Source organism: Paenarthrobacter sp. NEAU-H11 (assembly GCF_050573415.1).
GTDB lineage: Bacteria > Actinomycetota > Actinomycetes > Actinomycetales > Micrococcaceae > Arthrobacter.
This window is the reverse complement of the sequence record NZ_JBNZGA010000002.1, coordinates 462,091-479,093: the sequence shown is the minus strand read 5'-3', so window position 1 is coordinate 479,093 and position 17,003 is coordinate 462,091. Positions and strand designations below refer to the sequence as shown.

The 17,003-nt window shown below is 63.2% G+C and carries 11 protein-coding genes and 1 pseudogene; 6 read left to right on the top strand and 6 right to left on the bottom strand.

Annotated features, from left to right (window positions below; all coding sequences use genetic code 11):
• Window positions 1-1,340, bottom strand: a pseudogene (locus ACQ3DC_RS04755) (pyruvate dehydrogenase (acetyl-transferring), homodimeric type); the annotation flags it as partial.
• A 296-nt stretch (window positions 1,341-1,636) separates the two neighbouring features.
• Here ACQ3DC_RS04755 and ACQ3DC_RS04750 point away from each other — a divergent pair.
• Genes ACQ3DC_RS04750 through ACQ3DC_RS04740 form a run of 3 tightly spaced genes read left to right on the top strand, consistent with a single transcriptional unit; the run spans window position 1,637 to window position 4,769 of the window.
• Entirely contained in the window at window positions 1,637-3,205 is a 1,569-nt protein-coding gene (locus ACQ3DC_RS04750) for an NCS1 family nucleobase:cation symporter-1 (protein WP_421093983.1), read from the top strand.
• 10 nt (window positions 3,206-3,215) lie between these two features.
• Window positions 3,216-3,983 (top strand): aspartate/glutamate racemase family protein, encoded by a 768-nt coding sequence (locus ACQ3DC_RS04745; protein ID WP_430751663.1) that lies wholly within the window; start codon window positions 3,216-3,218, stop codon window positions 3,981-3,983.
• Between the two features lie 24 nt (window positions 3,984-4,007).
• Window positions 4,008-4,769, top strand: a complete 762-nt coding sequence (locus ACQ3DC_RS04740; protein WP_157241082.1) for an SDR family oxidoreductase — start codon at window positions 4,008-4,010, stop codon at window positions 4,767-4,769.
• Window positions 4,770-4,775: 6 nt separating this feature from the next.
• On the opposite strand, the gene ACQ3DC_RS04735 is transcribed toward ACQ3DC_RS04740, so the two are convergent.
• From ACQ3DC_RS04735 to ACQ3DC_RS04725, 3 genes are read right to left on the bottom strand one after another with little or no spacing between them, the layout of a single operon-like run.
• A complete protein-coding gene (locus tag ACQ3DC_RS04735; RefSeq protein WP_430751662.1) occupies window positions 4,776-5,153 on the bottom strand; it encodes a sterol carrier family protein in 378 nt (125 codons plus the stop codon).
• Window positions 5,154-5,211: 58 nt separating this feature from the next.
• Window positions 5,212-6,228 carry an asparaginase gene (locus tag ACQ3DC_RS04730; protein WP_157241085.1) on the bottom strand — a complete coding sequence of 339 codons (1,017 nt, stop codon included), beginning with the start codon at window positions 6,226-6,228 and terminating at the stop codon, window positions 5,212-5,214.
• Window positions 6,229-6,274: 46 nt separating this feature from the next.
• Window positions 6,275-7,849 (bottom strand): molybdopterin-dependent oxidoreductase, encoded by a 1,575-nt coding sequence (locus ACQ3DC_RS04725; protein WP_430751661.1) that lies wholly within the window; start codon window positions 7,847-7,849, stop codon window positions 6,275-6,277.
• A gap of 125 nt (window positions 7,850-7,974) precedes the next feature.
• Between ACQ3DC_RS04725 and purD the strand changes: the two genes are divergently transcribed.
• Complete coding sequence (purD, locus tag ACQ3DC_RS04720; protein WP_321216298.1) at window positions 7,975-9,291, top strand: phosphoribosylamine--glycine ligase; 1,317 nt, start codon at window positions 7,975-7,977, stop codon at window positions 9,289-9,291.
• Between the two features lies 1 nt (window position 9,292).
• On the top strand, window positions 9,293-10,231 hold the full coding sequence (locus tag ACQ3DC_RS04715; RefSeq protein ID WP_157241089.1) for a phosphoribosylaminoimidazolesuccinocarboxamide synthase: 939 nt from the start codon (window positions 9,293-9,295) through the stop codon (window positions 10,229-10,231).
• A 36-nt stretch (window positions 10,232-10,267) separates the two neighbouring features.
• Here the strand turns inward: ACQ3DC_RS04715 and ACQ3DC_RS04710 are convergent, their stop codons facing one another.
• Window positions 10,268-11,533: a helix-turn-helix transcriptional regulator gene (locus ACQ3DC_RS04710; protein WP_321214406.1), complete on the bottom strand. Its 1,266-nt coding sequence runs from the start codon at window positions 11,531-11,533 to the stop codon at window positions 10,268-10,270.
• A 128-nt stretch (window positions 11,534-11,661) separates the two neighbouring features.
• On the opposite strand from ACQ3DC_RS04710, the gene ACQ3DC_RS04705 reads away from it, so the two are divergent.
• Complete coding sequence (locus ACQ3DC_RS04705; RefSeq protein WP_323056699.1) at window positions 11,662-11,889, top strand: hypothetical protein; 228 nt, start codon at window positions 11,662-11,664, stop codon at window positions 11,887-11,889.
• A 632-nt stretch (window positions 11,890-12,521) separates the two neighbouring features.
• Here ACQ3DC_RS04705 and ACQ3DC_RS04700 read toward each other — a convergent pair.
• Window positions 12,522-16,982 carry a hypothetical protein gene (locus ACQ3DC_RS04700; protein ID WP_323056700.1) on the bottom strand — a complete coding sequence of 1,487 codons (4,461 nt, stop codon included), beginning with the start codon at window positions 16,980-16,982 and terminating at the stop codon, window positions 12,522-12,524.
• Window positions 16,983-17,003: the final 21 nt, after the last annotated feature.

The following is a 17,003-nucleotide window of genomic DNA, read 5'->3' as shown; positions in this document are numbered from 1 at the left end:
ATAGGGATCCGCAGGTGGTCGCGGAATTTCTTCAGGTCATCCAGGGTGAGTTTCTTCATCTGGTGGGTCGCGTTGCGGCCCTCGAAGTGCGGTCCGAGGCCGTAGCCCTTGACGGTCTTGGCCAGGATGACGGTGGGCTTGCCCTTGAATTCGGTGGCTGCCTTGTAGGCGGCGTAGACCTTGCGGTAGTCGTGGCCGCCGCGCTTGAGGTTCCAGATCTGGTCATCGGTGAGGTCCGCGACCATGTCCTTGGTCTGCGGGGTCTTGCCGAAGAAGTGTTCGCGGACGAACCCGCCGGATTCGGCCTTGTAGGTCTGGTAGTCCCCGTCGGGGGTTTCGTTCATGATCTTCACCAGCGACCCGTCGGTGTCCTTGGTGAGGAGGTCGTCCCACTCCCGGCCCCAGACGACCTTGATCACGTTCCAGCCCGCACCGCGGAAGAACGCTTCGAGTTCCTGCATGATCTTGCCGTTGCCCCGCACGGGCCCGTCCAGGCGCTGGAGGTTGCAGTTGATCACGAAGTTGAGGTTGTCCAGGTTCTCGTTCGCGGCGAGCTGGAGCAGGCCGCGGGACTCGGGCTCGTCCATTTCGCCGTCGCCGAGGAACGCCCAGACCTGCTGGTCACTGGTGTCCTTCAGGCCGCGGTTGTGCAGGTACCGGTTGGACTGGGCCTGGTAGATCGCGTTCATCGGCCCGATGCCCATGGACACGGTGGGGAATTCCCAGAAGTGCGGCATCAGGCGCGGGTGCGGGTAGGAGGACAGGGCGTGGCCCTCGCGGGACTTTTCCTGCCGGAACCCGTCCAGGTCCTCCTCGGAGAGCCGGCCTTCCATGAACGCCCGGGCGTACATGCCGGGGGAGGCGTGGCCCTGGAAGAAGACCTGGTCCCCGCCGCCGGGGTGGTCCTTGCCCCGGAAGAAGTGGTTGAACCCGACCTCGTACAGGGTCGCGGCCCCGGCATAGGTGGAGATGTGTCCGCCCACCCCGATGTTCGCCCGCTGGGCCCGGTGGACCATCACCGCAGCGTTCCAGCGCATGTAGGCCCGGTAACGGCGCTCGAATTCCTCGTTGCCCGGGAATTCCGCTTCCTGGTCCACCGGGATGGTGTTCACGTAATCGGTGGTGGTCACCATCGGCACCCCGACGCTCTGCGCGCCGGCACGCTGCAGCAGGCTCCGCATGATGAATTGGGCACGCTCGGTGCCCTGTTCCCTGATCAATGCATCCAGGGACTCAACCCACTCGGCAGTCTCTTCGGGATCACGATCAGGCAGCTGGTTAGTCAACCCGCTGAGGATATGGGAGGTATCTTCTCCTGCAGCCACGGCAGCCTCTTTCATCTTTGAATGCTGGGCACTTATTTTCATAATGTGGGAAAACATTATTGCTATACGAGATTAGTGAGCCGGTCACGGCCGGTCAAACGCTCCCGCCCCTTCGCTCAGGGAAGAAGGCCGTCCGGCGGGAAGATCGCGTTTGTGACTGGCGCCGTTCGCTGGGCACCTTGACGGCGGGTGATCCACGTCATAACCTTTTTTCACCATTCAATATCAAGATTTCGCAATACGGAATAACAGAACCGGCCTGTCCAGCCAGGGCTCACCGCAGCGAAACCTTTCCAGAACTGGAGTTCCCCATGCAGACCCCTCCCCCGACGGGCGTTGATATGGCTCCTGACCTGACAACGCCGTCAGATTCCTCAGCCCACTCCGCCGAACGTGTCGAAGCCCTGTGCGAATCAGCCAGCGCAGCATCAGGGCAGGCCATCAGCCCCACCCTTTACAACGCGGACCTTGCCCCCACCAAGCGTGCCGGCCGCAGCTGGTCCGGCTACAGCATCTTCACCCTGTGGGCCAATGATGTCCACAGCCTCGGAAACTACGCCTTTGCCATCGGACTCTTCGCCCTGGGCCTTGGCGGCTGGCAGATACTGCTGGCACTCGGCATCGGAGCCGCCCTGCTCTTCGGCCTCCTGAACCTCTCCGGATTCATGGGCGTCAAAACCGGCGTCCCATTCCCGGTGATGAGCAGGATCAGCTTCGGCATCCGCGGCGCCCAAATCGCCAGCCTGCTCCGCGGCGCCGTCGCCGTGGCCTGGTTCGGCATCCAGACCTACCTGGCCTCGGTGGTCTTCCGGGTGATGCTCGTGGCCGTGTTCCCGCCCCTCGGTGAGCTGGACAAGGACTCCATCCTGGGGCTGTCCACCCTGGGATGGATCGCGTTCATCATCCTTTGGGTTGTCCAGCTGGTCATCGTGAGCTTCGGCATGGAAATGATCCGCAAGTATGAGGCCTTCGCAGGCCCGATCATCCTGGTCACCATGGCCGCCATCGCCGTCTGGATCTTCATGGAAGCGGGCGGCGCCATTGCCTGGTCCTCGGACAACGCCCTCGAAGGGCCGCAAATGTGGCTGACCATCTTCGCCGGCGGCGCCCTCTGGGTCTCCATCTACGGCACATTCGTCCTGAACTTCTGCGACTTCACCCGGTCCGCCGTCTCCAAGAAGGCCGTGGTCAGCGGAAACTTCTGGGGCATTCCCATCAACATGCTCGTCTTCGGCGCCATCGTCGTCGTGATGGCGGGAGGGCAGTTCAAAATCAACGGCACCATCATCGAGAGCCCCTCGGACATCGTCCAGACCATCCCCAACACGCTCTTCCTGGTCCTGGCATGCCTGGCCCTGCTGATCCTGACCATCGCGGTGAACCTCATGGCCAACTTCGTGGCTCCGGTCTATGCCCTCACCAACCTGTTCCCCAAACACCTGGACTTCCGCAAGGCTGCCATCGTCAGCGCCGTCATCGGCCTGGTCATCCTGCCCTGGAACCTCTACAACAACCCGCTGGTGATCGTGTACTTCCTCGGGGGCCTCGGCGCCCTGCTTGGCCCGCTGTTCGGCGTCGTGATGGCTGACTACTGGCTGATCCGCCGCGGCAAGGTCAACGTTCCCGAGCTGTACACCGCATCTGCTGCCGGCGCCTACTACTACAAGAACGGCGTCAACCCCAGGGCCATCATCGCCATGGTGCCGGCCGCCGTCCTGGCGCTCCTCATCGCCTTCATCCCGGCGCTGGCGGCGGCAGCACCGTTCGCCTGGTTCTTCGCCGCCGGCATCGCAGCCGTTGTGTACTTCTTCATCGCGGACCGCTCGCAGCGGCTCGAAGACCGCGACGGCGAGGCCATCGCCGTCGCCAGCAAACACTAAGGATCCCCTGATGCGCATACTCGTTGCGAACGTCAACACCACCCGGTCCATGACGGATTCCATTGCGGCCCAGGCCCGCAGCATCGCGGCACCGGGCACGGAGATCGTTGGCATCACGCCGCGGTTCGGGGCGGACTCCTGCGAAGGCAACTTCGAGAGCTACCTGGCAGCCATCGCTGTGATGGACGCCGTGACTTCCTACCCGGAACCGTTCGACGCCGTCGTCCAGGCAGGCTACGGCGAGCACGGACGGGAGGGGCTGCAGGAGCTGCTGGACGTCCCGGTGGTGGACATCACCGAAGCCGCAGCCAGCACGGCGATGTTCCTGGGCCACAAGTACTCCGTGGTCACCACCCTGGACCGTACCGTTCCGCTCATTGAAGACCGGCTCAAGCTGGCGGGGCTGGATGCCAGGTGCGCCTCGGTGCGGGCCAGCGGCATGGCGGTCCTGGAACTTGAGGAGGAACCGGAACGGGCCGTGGAAGCCATCATCAGCCAGGCCATGCAGGCCGTCACGCAGGACAAGGCCGAAGTGATTGTCCTCGGCTGCGGCGGCATGGCCGGCCTGGACGAGCAGATCCGGCAGCGGGCGGGAGTGCCCGTGGTGGACGGTGTCGCGTCGGCCGTGGCCATCGCTGAATCCCTGGTCCGCATGCGGCTGTCCACTTCCAAGGTGCGGACCTACGCTGCGCCCCGGCCCAAGACCGTCATAGGCTGGCCGCTGAACAGCGCGGGAGTCGCGGCACCTCTCGAGGCTGCAGCGTCCACCGACGCGTAGCGACCGGCAGTACAGGAGAAGACTTTGAACCAGTTCCAGCAACCGGGGCGCGTAGCAGTCGTCACCGGAGCGGGTTCCGGAATTGGCCGTGCAGTGGCGCGCCTTCTCCTGGCCGACGGCTACGCCGTCGCCCTCGCCGGGCGGCGGGAACAACAGCTTGCCGAGACGGCGGACGGCCATCCGAACGCCCTGCCGGTCACCTGTGACGTCACCCGGCCCCACGACGTCGAGAATCTTTTCGAGGCCACCCGCCAAAAGTGGGGCCGGGTGGACGTTCTGTTCAACAATGCCGGGGTGTTCGGCCCGGCGGCCAGCGTGGACGAAATCTCGCTGGAGGACTGGAACGCTACCCTGGCAGTGAACCTCACAGGCTCCATGCTGTGCGCCGCAGCCGCTGTGAGGGCCATGAAGGCGCAGGATCCGCAGGGCGGGCGGATCATCAACAACGGCTCCATCTCCGCGCACTCGCCACGGCCCAAAACGGTAGCCTACGCCGTCACCAAGCATGCCATGACAGGGTTGACCAAGAGCATCGAGCTGGACGGGCGGGGCTTCGGGATCACGTGCGGGCAGATCGACATCGGCAACACGGCCACGGAGATCATGGATACCATCGGCGTGGGTGCCGGGGCGCTCCAGGCTGACGGCAGCCGGCGGGTTGAACCCACCTTTCCCGTGGAGGACGCCGCCCGTGCCGTCCTGATGATGGCCAACATGCCGCCCACAGCCAATGTGGGGTCCGTGGTGGTCACCGCTGCCGGCATGCCGTTCATCGGCCGCGGCTGAGCCCGGCTACAGCGGGAGCAGTGCCGAGAGGTCGGCCCGGAGTCCGGAGGCAGCAACCTTGTGCGCGGCCACCGCATCCGCCCAGCCCAACCGGCCTGTAACCATCGCAAGCCAGGTGTCGGCATCGCACTCTATGACGTTGGGCGGGGTGCCGCGCGTATGCCGCGGACCTTCCACGCACTGGGTGACGCCGAACGGGGGCACCCGCACCTCCACGGAATTGCCCGGCGCCCGCGCTGTGACCTCCTCAAGCGTGTATCGGACCGCAGTGGCCAGGATGCTTCGCGGGACAGGAACGTCCGACGACGGGCCGGCGGCTTCCTGCCAGGCGGCGAGGGCGGCGGCGCCTTCCTCCGGGTCGATACGACGGCGGGCAACAGCCATGGATCCGGCTTCCTTCACGTTGGGGTTGGCGATAAGGAGAACTTCGAGCGGCAGGAGCCTAGTCCAGCAGCGCCGACACTGCGGGACCCAGCCGAATTTTGCCAACAGGTTTTCCGCCGCCCAGCACAGGGTCAACCACTTTTTCCAACACGCTGGCAACCCCGGGAATCTCCACTGCACCGGCCGCGGCCAGGAGGGTCAAGGCCACCAGCGAGGTGGCACGGACGTTCCCGTCCAGGATCTTCACGGCTACGGAAACACCCTGTGGGGTGGCCATGGCCAGGACGCCTTCCGCACCGATCTTCGCGATGATCTCCAGCTCGTCCATGACCAGTGTGTTGGCCTCGCCCCGTCCCTGGACCGCCCAGGGGTAGTCCAGCATGGACGTTGCAATGGTGGCAGCCCGGGCGCTGAAGCTCTGGTCGCCCGGGGCCTTCGCCAGCAGCGAGTACCCCCTGGCCAGTCCCTTGAGGGAAACTGCCGCCACCGGAGCGCCGCAGCCATCGATGCCCAGGTGGGCGATCTTCTCGCCCGTGTATTCCTCGATGACGGTGCGCACCCGCTGCTGCAGCGGGTGGTTGGGCTCAAGGTAGCTGTGGGTATCCCAGCCGTTTTCGGTGCATGCCCAGAGGAAGGCCGCGTGCTTGCCGGAACAGTTGCAGGCAAGCCTGGATTTTCCCCGCTCTGACCGCACCAGCCAGTTGCGGGCCGTCTCGTCCTGGGGCCAGGCCTCCGGGCATTGGAGCTGGTCCTCGCGGACCCCGGCTGCCTTGAGCATTCCTTCCACGACATCCATGTGGTCCAGGGAACCGGTATGGCTGCCACAGGCCACCGCCACCTGCGCGCCCCGCAGCGGGACGCCGGACTGCATGGATGCCAGGGCCTGGAACGGCTTCAGCGTGGACCTGGCGAAAATCGGGGTGTTGATGTCGCCCAGCTCAGTAACCACGGACCCGTCCGCAGCCAGGAGCACGGCAGAACCGATGTGCCGCGACTCCACAAAACCGCTCCGTTCGATCACGGCCAGTTCCACTGCGGAGTCCACGGTAAAGGTGGCATGCGGGTTGTGCGGCATGGTGCCAGTCTAGGGGCCGCCTGATGGAATGCGGCGGAAGGCCGCCCTACTCGACCGTGACCATCACGGACTGCCAGCCGGACGCGCCGTCGGGAACGGGGTCCGCGCGCCGGTCCGTCTGCACTTCGCCGGACCCGTCGGTGGCACGGACTTTGATGTAGTGCGGGCCGGGGGTCGCGTCCCACTGGTAGGACCACTGGCGCCAGGTAACCAGGGAAGCCTCTGCGGAAAGATCCGCGGCCGCCCAATCGCCGTCGTCCACCTGGATTTCCACTCTGGTGATGCCGCGCGTCTGGGCCCAGGCGGTGCCGCCCACGGCCACTCTTCCTGCGGGGACCTTGGCGAAGGACTTGGGGACGTCCACGCGGGCCATGGTCTTGATGGGGCCGCGTTCGGACCAGCCTCGCTCGGTCCAGTAGGCCTTGCTGTCGGCGAACCGGGTCACTTCGAGGTCCACCACCCACTTGGTGGCGGAGACAAAGCCGTACAGGCCCGGAACCACCATCCGCACGGGATAGCCGTGCTCCAGCGGCAGGGGCTCGCCATTCATGCCGATGGCCAGCATCGCGTCCCGGTCGTCCTGCAGCACCTCCAGCGGCGTGGAGGCGCTGAAGCCGTCAACGGACGTGGACAGCACCATGTCTGCGCCGTCCTTGGGCCTTGCCCGCTTCAGGACCTCCCGCAGCGGCAGGCCCAGCCATTTCGCGTTGCCGGCCAGGTTTCCGCCCACGGGATTGGACACGCAGGTGAGGGTGACGTGGGACTCGATCAGGTCGGCGTCGAGCAGGTCCTGGAAGGTGAGGCGGACCTCCTCCTCCACCAGGCCGTGGACCCGGAGCTCCCAGCTGTCCACGTCGATTTCGGGGATGCTCAGCGCTGTATCAATGCGGTAAAACTCCCCGTTGGGCGTCAGCCACGGCGCAACTCCGGCTACCGGTGACTGGACGCCGGCGGGAACGGCCGGCGCCGCCTTGGCCGGGGCGGGCAGCTTCAGGGCGTCCCGTGCCTGGAGGATGTTGCTGCGGGCCGCGCCCAGCAGCCGGCCTCCGGTGGCGGCCAAACCGGCAGCAGCCGCGGTGATCCCGGCTGCCGCGAAGAACCGCCGACGGCTGGTCCCCGGGTGTCCGTCAGGCTCAGCGGCCTTCGCGGGGGCTTCGGGCCACGCCGCCTGCCGCGGCATGCGGTTCATCAGCAGCCGCAGGACGGCCAGGCCGGCAAAGGTGCCCGCTACCGAGGGAAGGGCATCAGCCGGCGCGACGCCTGCCCGGGTCACCACGCTGGCGACGATGACCGCTCCCATGGCCAGGACCCCCAGCACGCCCAATGCCCAGCGCCGGTAGGCCACCACGCCCAGGACGCATGCCAGCACGGCAATGGTCAGGCCCATGCCCGCGAACAGTGCAGCTTTGTCATTGGTGCCGAAAGTAGCGATGGCGAAGTCCTTCAGCCAGGGCGGCGTGAAGTCGATGAAGGTCGATCCCAGGGCGATCAGCGGTGTGGCGCGGGCGGTGAAGAACGCGCCGAGCAGTTCGGCCACGGCGAGGACGACGGCGGCTGCCACCGCGCCTGCCAGCGCGGCCATGGCAGTGGGTCCTTTGGGCGAGTTCCTCAGCTTCTTCATGATGAGGATTCGGAGCGGCGCGGGCCGCGGATTGTTGCGGCGGCCCTCTACCGGAAAGAACCGCCGAATTGATCCGCCGACACAGCTTAGGAACGGGCAGGGTGCACGAAGTACCCTTGGAGACTGTGAAGGTACTCGTCATCGGCCCCGGAGGCCGCGAACACGCCATTGTCCGCTCCCTGCTCGCCGATCCCAACGTGTCCGAGGTCCACTCAGCTCCCGGCAACGCCGGCATCAGCAAGCTGGTCCCGACCCACAGCATCAACGCCAACGATCCCGACGCCGTCGCCGCCCTGGCCACCAAGCTCGCCGTGGACCTGGTGGTGGTGGGTCCCGAGGCGCCGCTCGCAGCAGGTGTGTCCGACGCTGTCCGCGAGGCCGGGATCCCCGTGTTCGGCCCCAGCAAGGCGGCCGCACAGCTTGAGGCCTCCAAGGCTTTCGCCAAGGAAATCATGGCGGAAGCCGGAGTGCCCACGGCCATGGCCATGGTGGCCACCAACGCGGAGGAAGCCGCCTCGGCCCTGGACACCTTCGGCGCCCCCTACGTGGTGAAGGACGACGGCCTGGCCGCGGGCAAGGGCGTGGTTGTCACCACGAACCGCGAGGAAGCCCTGGCCCACGCGCAGTCCTGCTTCGAAGCTGGCGGCTCGGTTGTCATCGAGGAGTTCCTGGACGGGCCCGAGGTGTCCCTGTTCGTCCTTTGCGACGGACACAACACCGTGGCACTTTCCCCGGCACAGGACTTCAAGCGGATCTTCGACAACGACGAAGGCCCCAACACCGGGGGCATGGGCGCGTACACTCCGCTGGAATGGGCGCCCGAGGGCCTGGTCCAGGAGGTTCTCGACCGCGTTGCCCAGCCCACCGTCAACGAAATGGCCAGCCGCGGCACCCCGTTTGTCGGCGTACTGTTCGTGGGGCTGGCCCTCACCTCGCGCGGCACCCGCGTCATCGAATTCAACGTCCGTTTCGGCGACCCGGAGACCCAGGCCGTCCTGGCCCGGCTCAAGACGCCCCTTGGTGCCCTGCTGCTGGCAGCCGCCAAGGGCGAACTCGATAAGGCAGAAGAGCTGCGGTGGGCGAAGGAGACTGCCGTCGCCGTCGTCATTGCGTCCGAAAACTACCCGGACACTCCGCGCACCGGGGACCGAATCCGCGGGCTCAAGAAGGCGGAGGAACTGGAAGGCGTACACATCATCCACGCCGGCACCTCCTTCGACGAGGACGGTAAAGTGGTGTCCGCCGGCGGACGCGTGCTCGCCGTCGTCGCGCTGGGCAGCGACCTGGTGGAGGCGCGTGAAAGAGCGTACGACGGCGTGGAACTGATTCAGCTCGATGGCGCGCAGTTCCGTACGGACATCGGCGGCAAGGCCGCCCGCGGGGAAGTGAAGGTCCCCTTTAATGCCAGTGCATCCCTCCACAGGACCGAGACGAAGGCCTAGCATGAGCAACGTTCCAGCATCCCGCGGTTTCAGCACCACGGCCCCCGAACTGCCCGGATGGACCCATGTCTACTCGGGGAAAGTCAGGGACCTGTACGAGCCGGCGGACGAGTCCATCCTGCAGCGCGTCGGCCAGGACTGTGTGCTGGTGGTGGCCAGCGACCGGATCAGCGCGTTTGACCATGTCCTGTCCAGCGGGATTCCGGACAAGGGGCGCATCCTCACCCAGTTGAGCCTGTGGTGGTTTGACCAGCTGGACGTGGAACACCACGTACTGGGATCCACCGTGGAGGACGGCGTCCCCGCCGCGGTGGAGGGCCGGGCCATGATCTGCAAGAAGCTGGACATGTTTCCGGTGGAATGCATCGCCCGCGGCTACCTCACCGGCTCGGGCCTGGAGGAATACAAAGCTTCGGGGACCGTGTGCAGCATTCCGCTGCCGGAGGGACTGGTGGACGGTTCGCGCCTGGACCACGCCATCTTCACACCCTCGGCCAAGGCGGAGGTGGGGAAGCACGACGAGAACATCACCTACGACGCCGTGGTGGCCATGGTGGGCGACGACATCGCTGGACGACTGAGCGAGCTCACCTTGAAGATCTACTCCACTGCCGAAAAGATCGCCCGGGAGCGTGGCATCATCCTGGCAGACACCAAAGTGGAATTCGGCTACGACGCCGTTTCGGGGTCGATCACGCTTGGCGACGAGGTCCTGACACCGGATTCCTCACGGTTCTGGGACGCCGCAACATACCAGCCGGGCAGTGCGCAGCCTTCCTTTGACAAGCAGTACGTCCGGGATTGGCTCACATCGGACGAATCGGGCTGGGACAGGTCCTCGGACACCCCTCCGCCGGCCCTGCCGGCCGAGGTCATCGAGCGCACCCGCAGCCGCTACGTTGAGGCGTACGAGAAACTCACGGGGAAAACCTTCGCCTGACGGAGCCCCAGCGGCTCCCGGCGAACGGCGTGCCGGCTAGCTTGCCTTCGCAGCGGCCGCGGCGCGCCGCTGGGCCAGCTTTATTTCCAGGACCGCGTCCATTGCCTGCTGGACGCGGTCAGCGGCTCCCGCGGCGCTGAAGGCTTTCTGCGCTTCTTCGAGGTGCACCAGGGCTTCTTCTGCCTCGCCCGCGGCCTTAAGGGACTTCCCCAGCAGCAAAGACACTTCCCCGGCGGTGTGCTTCGCAAGGTTGTCCCGCTCGGCATGGATTTCCCGGAGCTTCTCGACGGCGGCAACGATGTCCCCGGTCAGGTACAGCCACCGGGCGCGGATGAAGGCAACTTCCAGCTCATCACTCTTGGTGCCGCTGACGATTGAAAAAGCAAGCTCGGCCCGCTCAATGGATGACAGCGTTTCAGGCTCCACAATTCCGGAGGACAGCCGTACCGCGGCGGACGCTTTATTGAAACGGGCCCACAGCTCGATGTCATTTGCCGGTGACAGCAGTTTCGCTGCCCGTTCGTGGTGTTTGACGCCCTCCACATAGTCGTGGCGCATAAACGCCACATTGCCGATGACCCAGGCCACCTCGCCGGCCAGCTGGGACATCGCGTGCTCATCCACCTGGGCGAGCAATTCCTGGCAGTACTTCCACGCCTCATTGAGGCGGCCGCTTTCGGCCAATGCACCGATCAGGGCCCGGAGCGCGCCGATGGTGATCACTGAGCCCCTGGGCAACTGCTCCGCGAAGGCCACTGCCTCCGTTGCATGCTCCACGGCAGCCGTCAACTGGCCCTGGCGCTGGCACACAACCGCGAGCATCTGCCGGGCACGCGCGCCCAGCCCCACGGATTCCCTGGCCATCGGGTGCTCGAGCAGCCTTTCCACAAGCTCCCTGCACTCCAGCAGGTCGCCGTGCTTCAGCAGGCACTCGGCCTGCATATAGCTCATGTTCCACCAGGCGCTGGTGTTTCGTCCGTCCAGGGCTATCTGCGCTGCTGAAGCCGCATGGCTGGCGGCGAGGGGATAGTCCCTCAGGTCCCAGGCCTGGCGGGCGTAGAGCCCTGCAAGTACGTACTCGGCGTCGCTGACCGAGATGGGCTGGCTCCATGCCTCCAAGGCCTTCGGTGCAAGCTCCAGCCTGCGTGCCAGTTCTTCAATGACCTCCGCAGTTGGTTCCCTGCGGCCTGTTTCGAGTAGGGAAATGTAGCTGGGTGAATACAGGTCCTTGCCCAGTTCCGCCTGTGTCAGCCCCCGATCGAGCCTCTCCGCCCGGAGCTTCTCCCCGAATCCGTTGCCCACAGGACTCCTCCTTTCTCCACAGGTTTCCCATTGGCGCTTGACAGCCGCTGTGGAAAACATTTTACAATGTATGTCAACAAGGACAGTGCTGGCTTTGTAACGAATCCGACTCGTATTGAGGAACTTATATGTTGAAGAAGATTGCAGCTGCAGCCGCCTTGGCTGGAGCCTTAGCGTTTTCTGCGGCGGCTCCGGCTGTCCTGTCTGCAGGTTCCATTGCCGACACGGAACGAGTGGCTGTAGCCGGAACCGGAAACTGGCCGGATCCCGTCTCCAAGGAGACCAAGGGCAAGAAGGCCGACAGCACCGAAACCAGCTACACCACCTACACGGGCAACTGGCCCGACCCGGTGTAAACAAGCTTCCTCACACAGGAGGCGAGGAAAGCCCCGGAGCATCCGCTCCGGGGCTTTTCCTTTACCAAAAAGTTACCGATGCTCCGGATTCCAGGCAACATAAAAGAGGGCCTCCGTAAGGAGACCCTCTTCAGTTGTGGTCGAGGTCCTAGGATGTTACTCGAACCGGGCCAGATGGACCGTCGACAGGTTCGATGCCATTCACCAACGCCTAGGATCAGATCGATGCAGGGAAGCTCCACCGTCCTGCCGCTAACTCAGCGATATCGCCTGACGGATCGCTTCACGCCTGACGAACTCCGTCAGCTTGTCGCTCGCTACCAAGCCGGTGAAATGAGCACGACGCTGGCTCGGGAGCAGGTATCGCCAAATCGACATTCCTCCGACTGCTCGCCGAGTATGGCGTCGGCACCAGACCTCGCGGCCTGACCCCGGCCAAAGAGAAAGAGATTCTCCGGCTCCGTAAAGGGGATGGTTATCCGCGAAATCGCTAAGCGCGTTGGCTGTAGCTATGACGCTGCCCGACTGTTTCTCCTGGCCAGTAGAGCGGACTAGTGCTCCGATCGGTCGTCAAAGATCCTGCGCAGCCTATGTGACGCGCATACAAGCACAGGTTTGTTTGTCTACGGTTTCTACAGCCGCTCAGCTTCGGCAATTGCGGTATCTACGCCGTATACGCCGAGCTCAAGGAGGGTGTCAAGCACGTCGAGCAGTGCCGCGCGATGGCCTCTGCTACGAGATTGGGCCAAGCCACGGACTACAAGCTCGCTGATGTAATGCGCGTCGCCAGCGGCACCGGTCCTGATGTCTTTGGCATCACTGCCAAAGACGGAAATGAACTGTTGCGACGCTTTCAAAACGAGTTCATCAATCTTGTCTGGCGCGTGCTGCAGTGTGATCAGTAGCTGCGGCGTGGCATGGTTGTAGGCCGGCGATTCAATGAGTGCGGTCAGCAGGCCAGCGAAGGGGCGTAGTGGACGGTCGCGTAGATGAGGAGCAACATTCGCGGCCGCCCTTAGGACTTCTTCATCGTCGTCATTCATTAGGTCGATGAGAGTAGAACTTGCAAGCTCAGCGTTCAATGTGCGGTCAACTCGATTGGCGCACATCTCCGCGGCCCCCTTGCGCGTCTTGGCGTCACCCGCCAACACTTGCCTCATCAAGTCCGGACGGCTCCATTCAAGGGCAGCGAATGCGGCGAGGGCCCCACCCGCCTCCCGCGCTTCTGCGTCGCGAGACTCGAGCATCCGTTGAATGACTGGGGCGATGATCTCTGGATCGACATTGCCAATGTAGAGCATTAATCGCTGCACCATCACTGCCGCCAAGATTCGATCGTCGGCATCGATCAACTTCTCGAACGCCGCGACGGCATCCGGACGAGCGTGTCGAAGTGATGCGGCCACCGTATGTGCTACACAAGAGCGGACGAAGAGCACTGGGTCGCTAGCGAGGGTGTCGAGATGCGGTCGGACGATCTCGGTTCGCTCGCCCTCAGCGTCATAGACCAGCAGATTGCCAAGCGTCTCGGCAAGACTGCCTCTCGCCGTGTTGATGGCGTTGTTGTGCATATCGGCAGCACTTCTGCCGTCGTCTCCCTCGCGAGTGAAAATTGGCGAGTCGTCTTCTGGGTCTGAGGACTGAAGTGCGCGATCGCGGAGAAGTTCGACTAGATCAATCGGCACGTCCCGGTAGTAGTGTCGCAGCGCGTTGCCAAGCCAACGGTCGACGTCATTATGCCCCAGGGACGCGATGTGTCGAACAGCGTCATAGATCAGAGGTGCCGTCTCGTCCGCGTGGTTGGCATCCGCGAAGCCCATGAGGATGCCATCGGCATAGGCTGCATTGTGTTCTGGTGTCAGCCTGAGTGCCAGACGTGCGAAGCGGTTTGGGTTGGCAGCAGTTTGCTGCCGTAGAACATGCGACAATTCGCGGGCTCCACCAGTGAAGGTACCCCAATTCGTTTCGTCAGATTTGTACTTGACTATGGCTTTGAGCCACTGCTCATCGGTCATCTTGCTGGCCGGTTCTGACCCGATTGGCGACCCGATAGTGCCGCTAATAATGCCCTGTGGCTTTGAAGGTTCGTCTTCCTGGAACCTTCGGCGATACTCTCCCAGCCGACGCACACCGGCTGGGCTTAGTCGCCGCTCCTCAAGGGCCGAAAGGAAGGTGAACGCACACCGTCCGGAGCTGAGTCGACTCTCGTGTTCATTACGCAGGTCGCGGAACTGGTCTTCAAGCTGCCGATGAAATTCATCGCTAAGGTGCGGAGCAATGGCTTTGACCAATTCACGCGCGGCCCAGTCCGAGTCTGACATGTACCCACAATCAAGACGAGCGCCGCCTTCAAAGATCAGGGTCGCTGCCCAGTCAGCGAAGTTGGCGGCACCGGCAGTAAGCGCGCGGTAGAGCAAGAACTGTGCCGCATCGTGAGGATCGGAGGCAAGTTCCTCAAGTAGCGCTTGAACTTCCGGACGTGGGGTCCGAGCAAGTGCTTCGAGTGCACGGATTGAGCCGGTGAAGAGCGCATCGTCAAGCTCTCTGTCATTTGGATCGTCGACATCAAACCGCGCGGAGAAGTGTCGGTCACGAATGGGGGCACCGCGCCGCGGCTCATAGGCCGTGGCGGCCATGACCCTAAGTAGATACGGTACGACCGCCTGGGCGAAAGCTAGAGGCTCGGCTGCGGCGGATTCACGCACCAGCTCTGCTGCGCCGTACTCGCGAAGATTGAGGAGAGCCACCTTCCCGCTGTTCTCAAGCATTAAACCTTCTGCGTGGTTAACAACACGTGCTTGGAGCAACTCAATCGCCCAAAGTGGCTTGTGCTTCGCGAGGTCATGGACCGATAGCCATAACTCATGATCAGCGGCATCGAAGCCACCTTCGACGACCGCCGCGAGTACTAGGTCGAATAGCGCACGACTCTCGTGGGCATCAGAGAACCGGGTGATCCAGCGCAGCCAATTGAGATACTCTGGCGCAGTTCGACGTGCACCTAGAAGCTCAGCGACTTCGCCCGGTGCTTCCTTGATAGCGCTTGCCATCAGATTTACTGCGCGTTGCTGAAGAGCTGGCTTTCCGCTATCAAGCCAGGCGGCGATCGTGTGGTCTTCGTAAAACCTTTTGAACCACGGAGCTCGGCGTGTGTGCAACCAAAGTTGCACCGCGAGCTGCGGCGCCGTTGCGGCAATCTCGAAGACCGCTTCGGCGTCCTCGCTGGTTGGAGCGCTCAGGTTCGAAAGGACTGCCAGCGCTGTCGCCTTGATGTGAAAGCGTATCTGTTCACTCGTCAACACGGCCGATGCTTCAACTCGGAAACGTTCGGGTTCGCGTTCATATAGGTGATGAAGGATCTGACGAACCTGAGCTCTGCGGAACAGCTCTTGCTCGTCCCGAAGCAGAAAGTCGACCAATGATTCTGATCGCGACACCCATTGTCGAGCAAACGCGTAGTCGAAGAACGTCTCGTGGAAGAATGCGATTCGGTCTCCTTCACGTGCCAGGACGTGCTCCGAAACGAGTACGTTCGCATCCTCGATCAGTTCACCGTCATCAAGGATCTCGACTGGAACGGAAAGCGTCTGGCGGTCACTCGCCGCGTTCGCGACCCGGCTTAGGACCTCGTTGAATCGCACATCAGCTCGCCTTGCGCGAGAAGTTTGTCGTTTACGTTCCCAGTAAGCCTCAAACAGCGAGCCCTTGGATTGAAACGCAAACGCTCCATCTTGCCCAGCGATAGTTTTGAGTAGAACGAGGTGCATTGGAGTTCGAAGGATCAATCGCTGCGAAGCAGTCAAGCGTGTGGGATCGAGACCCATGTCAGTGACGGCAGTGTTGACTACTTCATCAGAGAGAGGGCCAACCGACACCTTCGCCGTATCTGGTCGGTCAGTTAACGATCGGATCCGATAGTCGTTGTCGATGTCGAACTCCCGGCAGGCGAGGATGACGTTGACGTTCGACACCGACAATGCCTCTTTGATGAGGTCTGCAATGACATCAAAACTCTCGGGCATTCGTCCCGAAGCGAGGCTGACCGCATCAAGCTGGTCGATGACAAGAGTCGCGTCCCGGTTCTCGGCGGCCCTCGCTAACGCAACAGCCGGGGAGGTTTCTAATCCAATTTGTCGGCCTAAGTCCGTCGTCGACGCGAACGAGTCTAGGCGGTCAAGCCGAATCGCGAGTACTTCTGCGCCTGTCGCTTCAAGTAAAGCGATAGACTGCTCCAAAACGGAACTCTTGCCACCACCCGCCGTACCGGTGACAAAGCCCATCCGATAATCGCGAAGCACGTCTATTAGCTGAGCGGCCTCTGCACGCGTGATAGTGGGCTGGAGTAGTTCGCGACGGACCGACTCGCGCCAACTGTTGGTGAGGGCATGTACCTGCTCGCGTGCGCTCTGGTGGGAGGTAGCCTCAATGGGATGGATGCCTTGCCGGGCGAGCATCTCCCGAAGATCAGTGCCGGAAAGACGGCGGCCGAGGTTTTCGAGAAGGATGTCTCCGATCGCGAGCGCAATCAAATGTCCCGTAGCTCCACCCAAGTGACTTCCGGCGAACATCGCGTTCATTCGGACGATATCGTGTTCGTCCTGCACTGAGAACCACATGCCCCGCAAGGTGTCCCATGTCCTTTGTGGACTGCCAAGAATGCTCGCGGCGGATAACTGATCAAAGATATCGCGGAGCTTTTCTGTCAGCCAGGACTGGGTGAATGACGTCAGGTCAGACGACCTGCGGGCTCGCTCCGTCAGTTCCTGTAGTGGACGGTAAGGGACCAGGGATACGAAGTGAAACTCACGACCTGCCGCCACATGATTGGCCGCCGCCTCGAAGACGTGGAGGTCAGCAAGGGACTTCACAGTCCAGCTATTACTGCTTCCGTTCTGGCGCTTGAGCTGATGAACCTCGCTGGATGTACCGCTTTCAAAGGTGAACTCCGAACCCTTGCCGACTTCGATATCCACGTCTTCTAGAGTCAGTGAATGGCGGTCATCGGCGATGCAGTAGAGCGCATGCCGAATTGCCCATGCAGCCTCGTACTTGTTGCCCAGCTTGTCGGCTTCACCTCCCGGCCTCGGACTCACAGCGACTCCAACCTGCCGGTG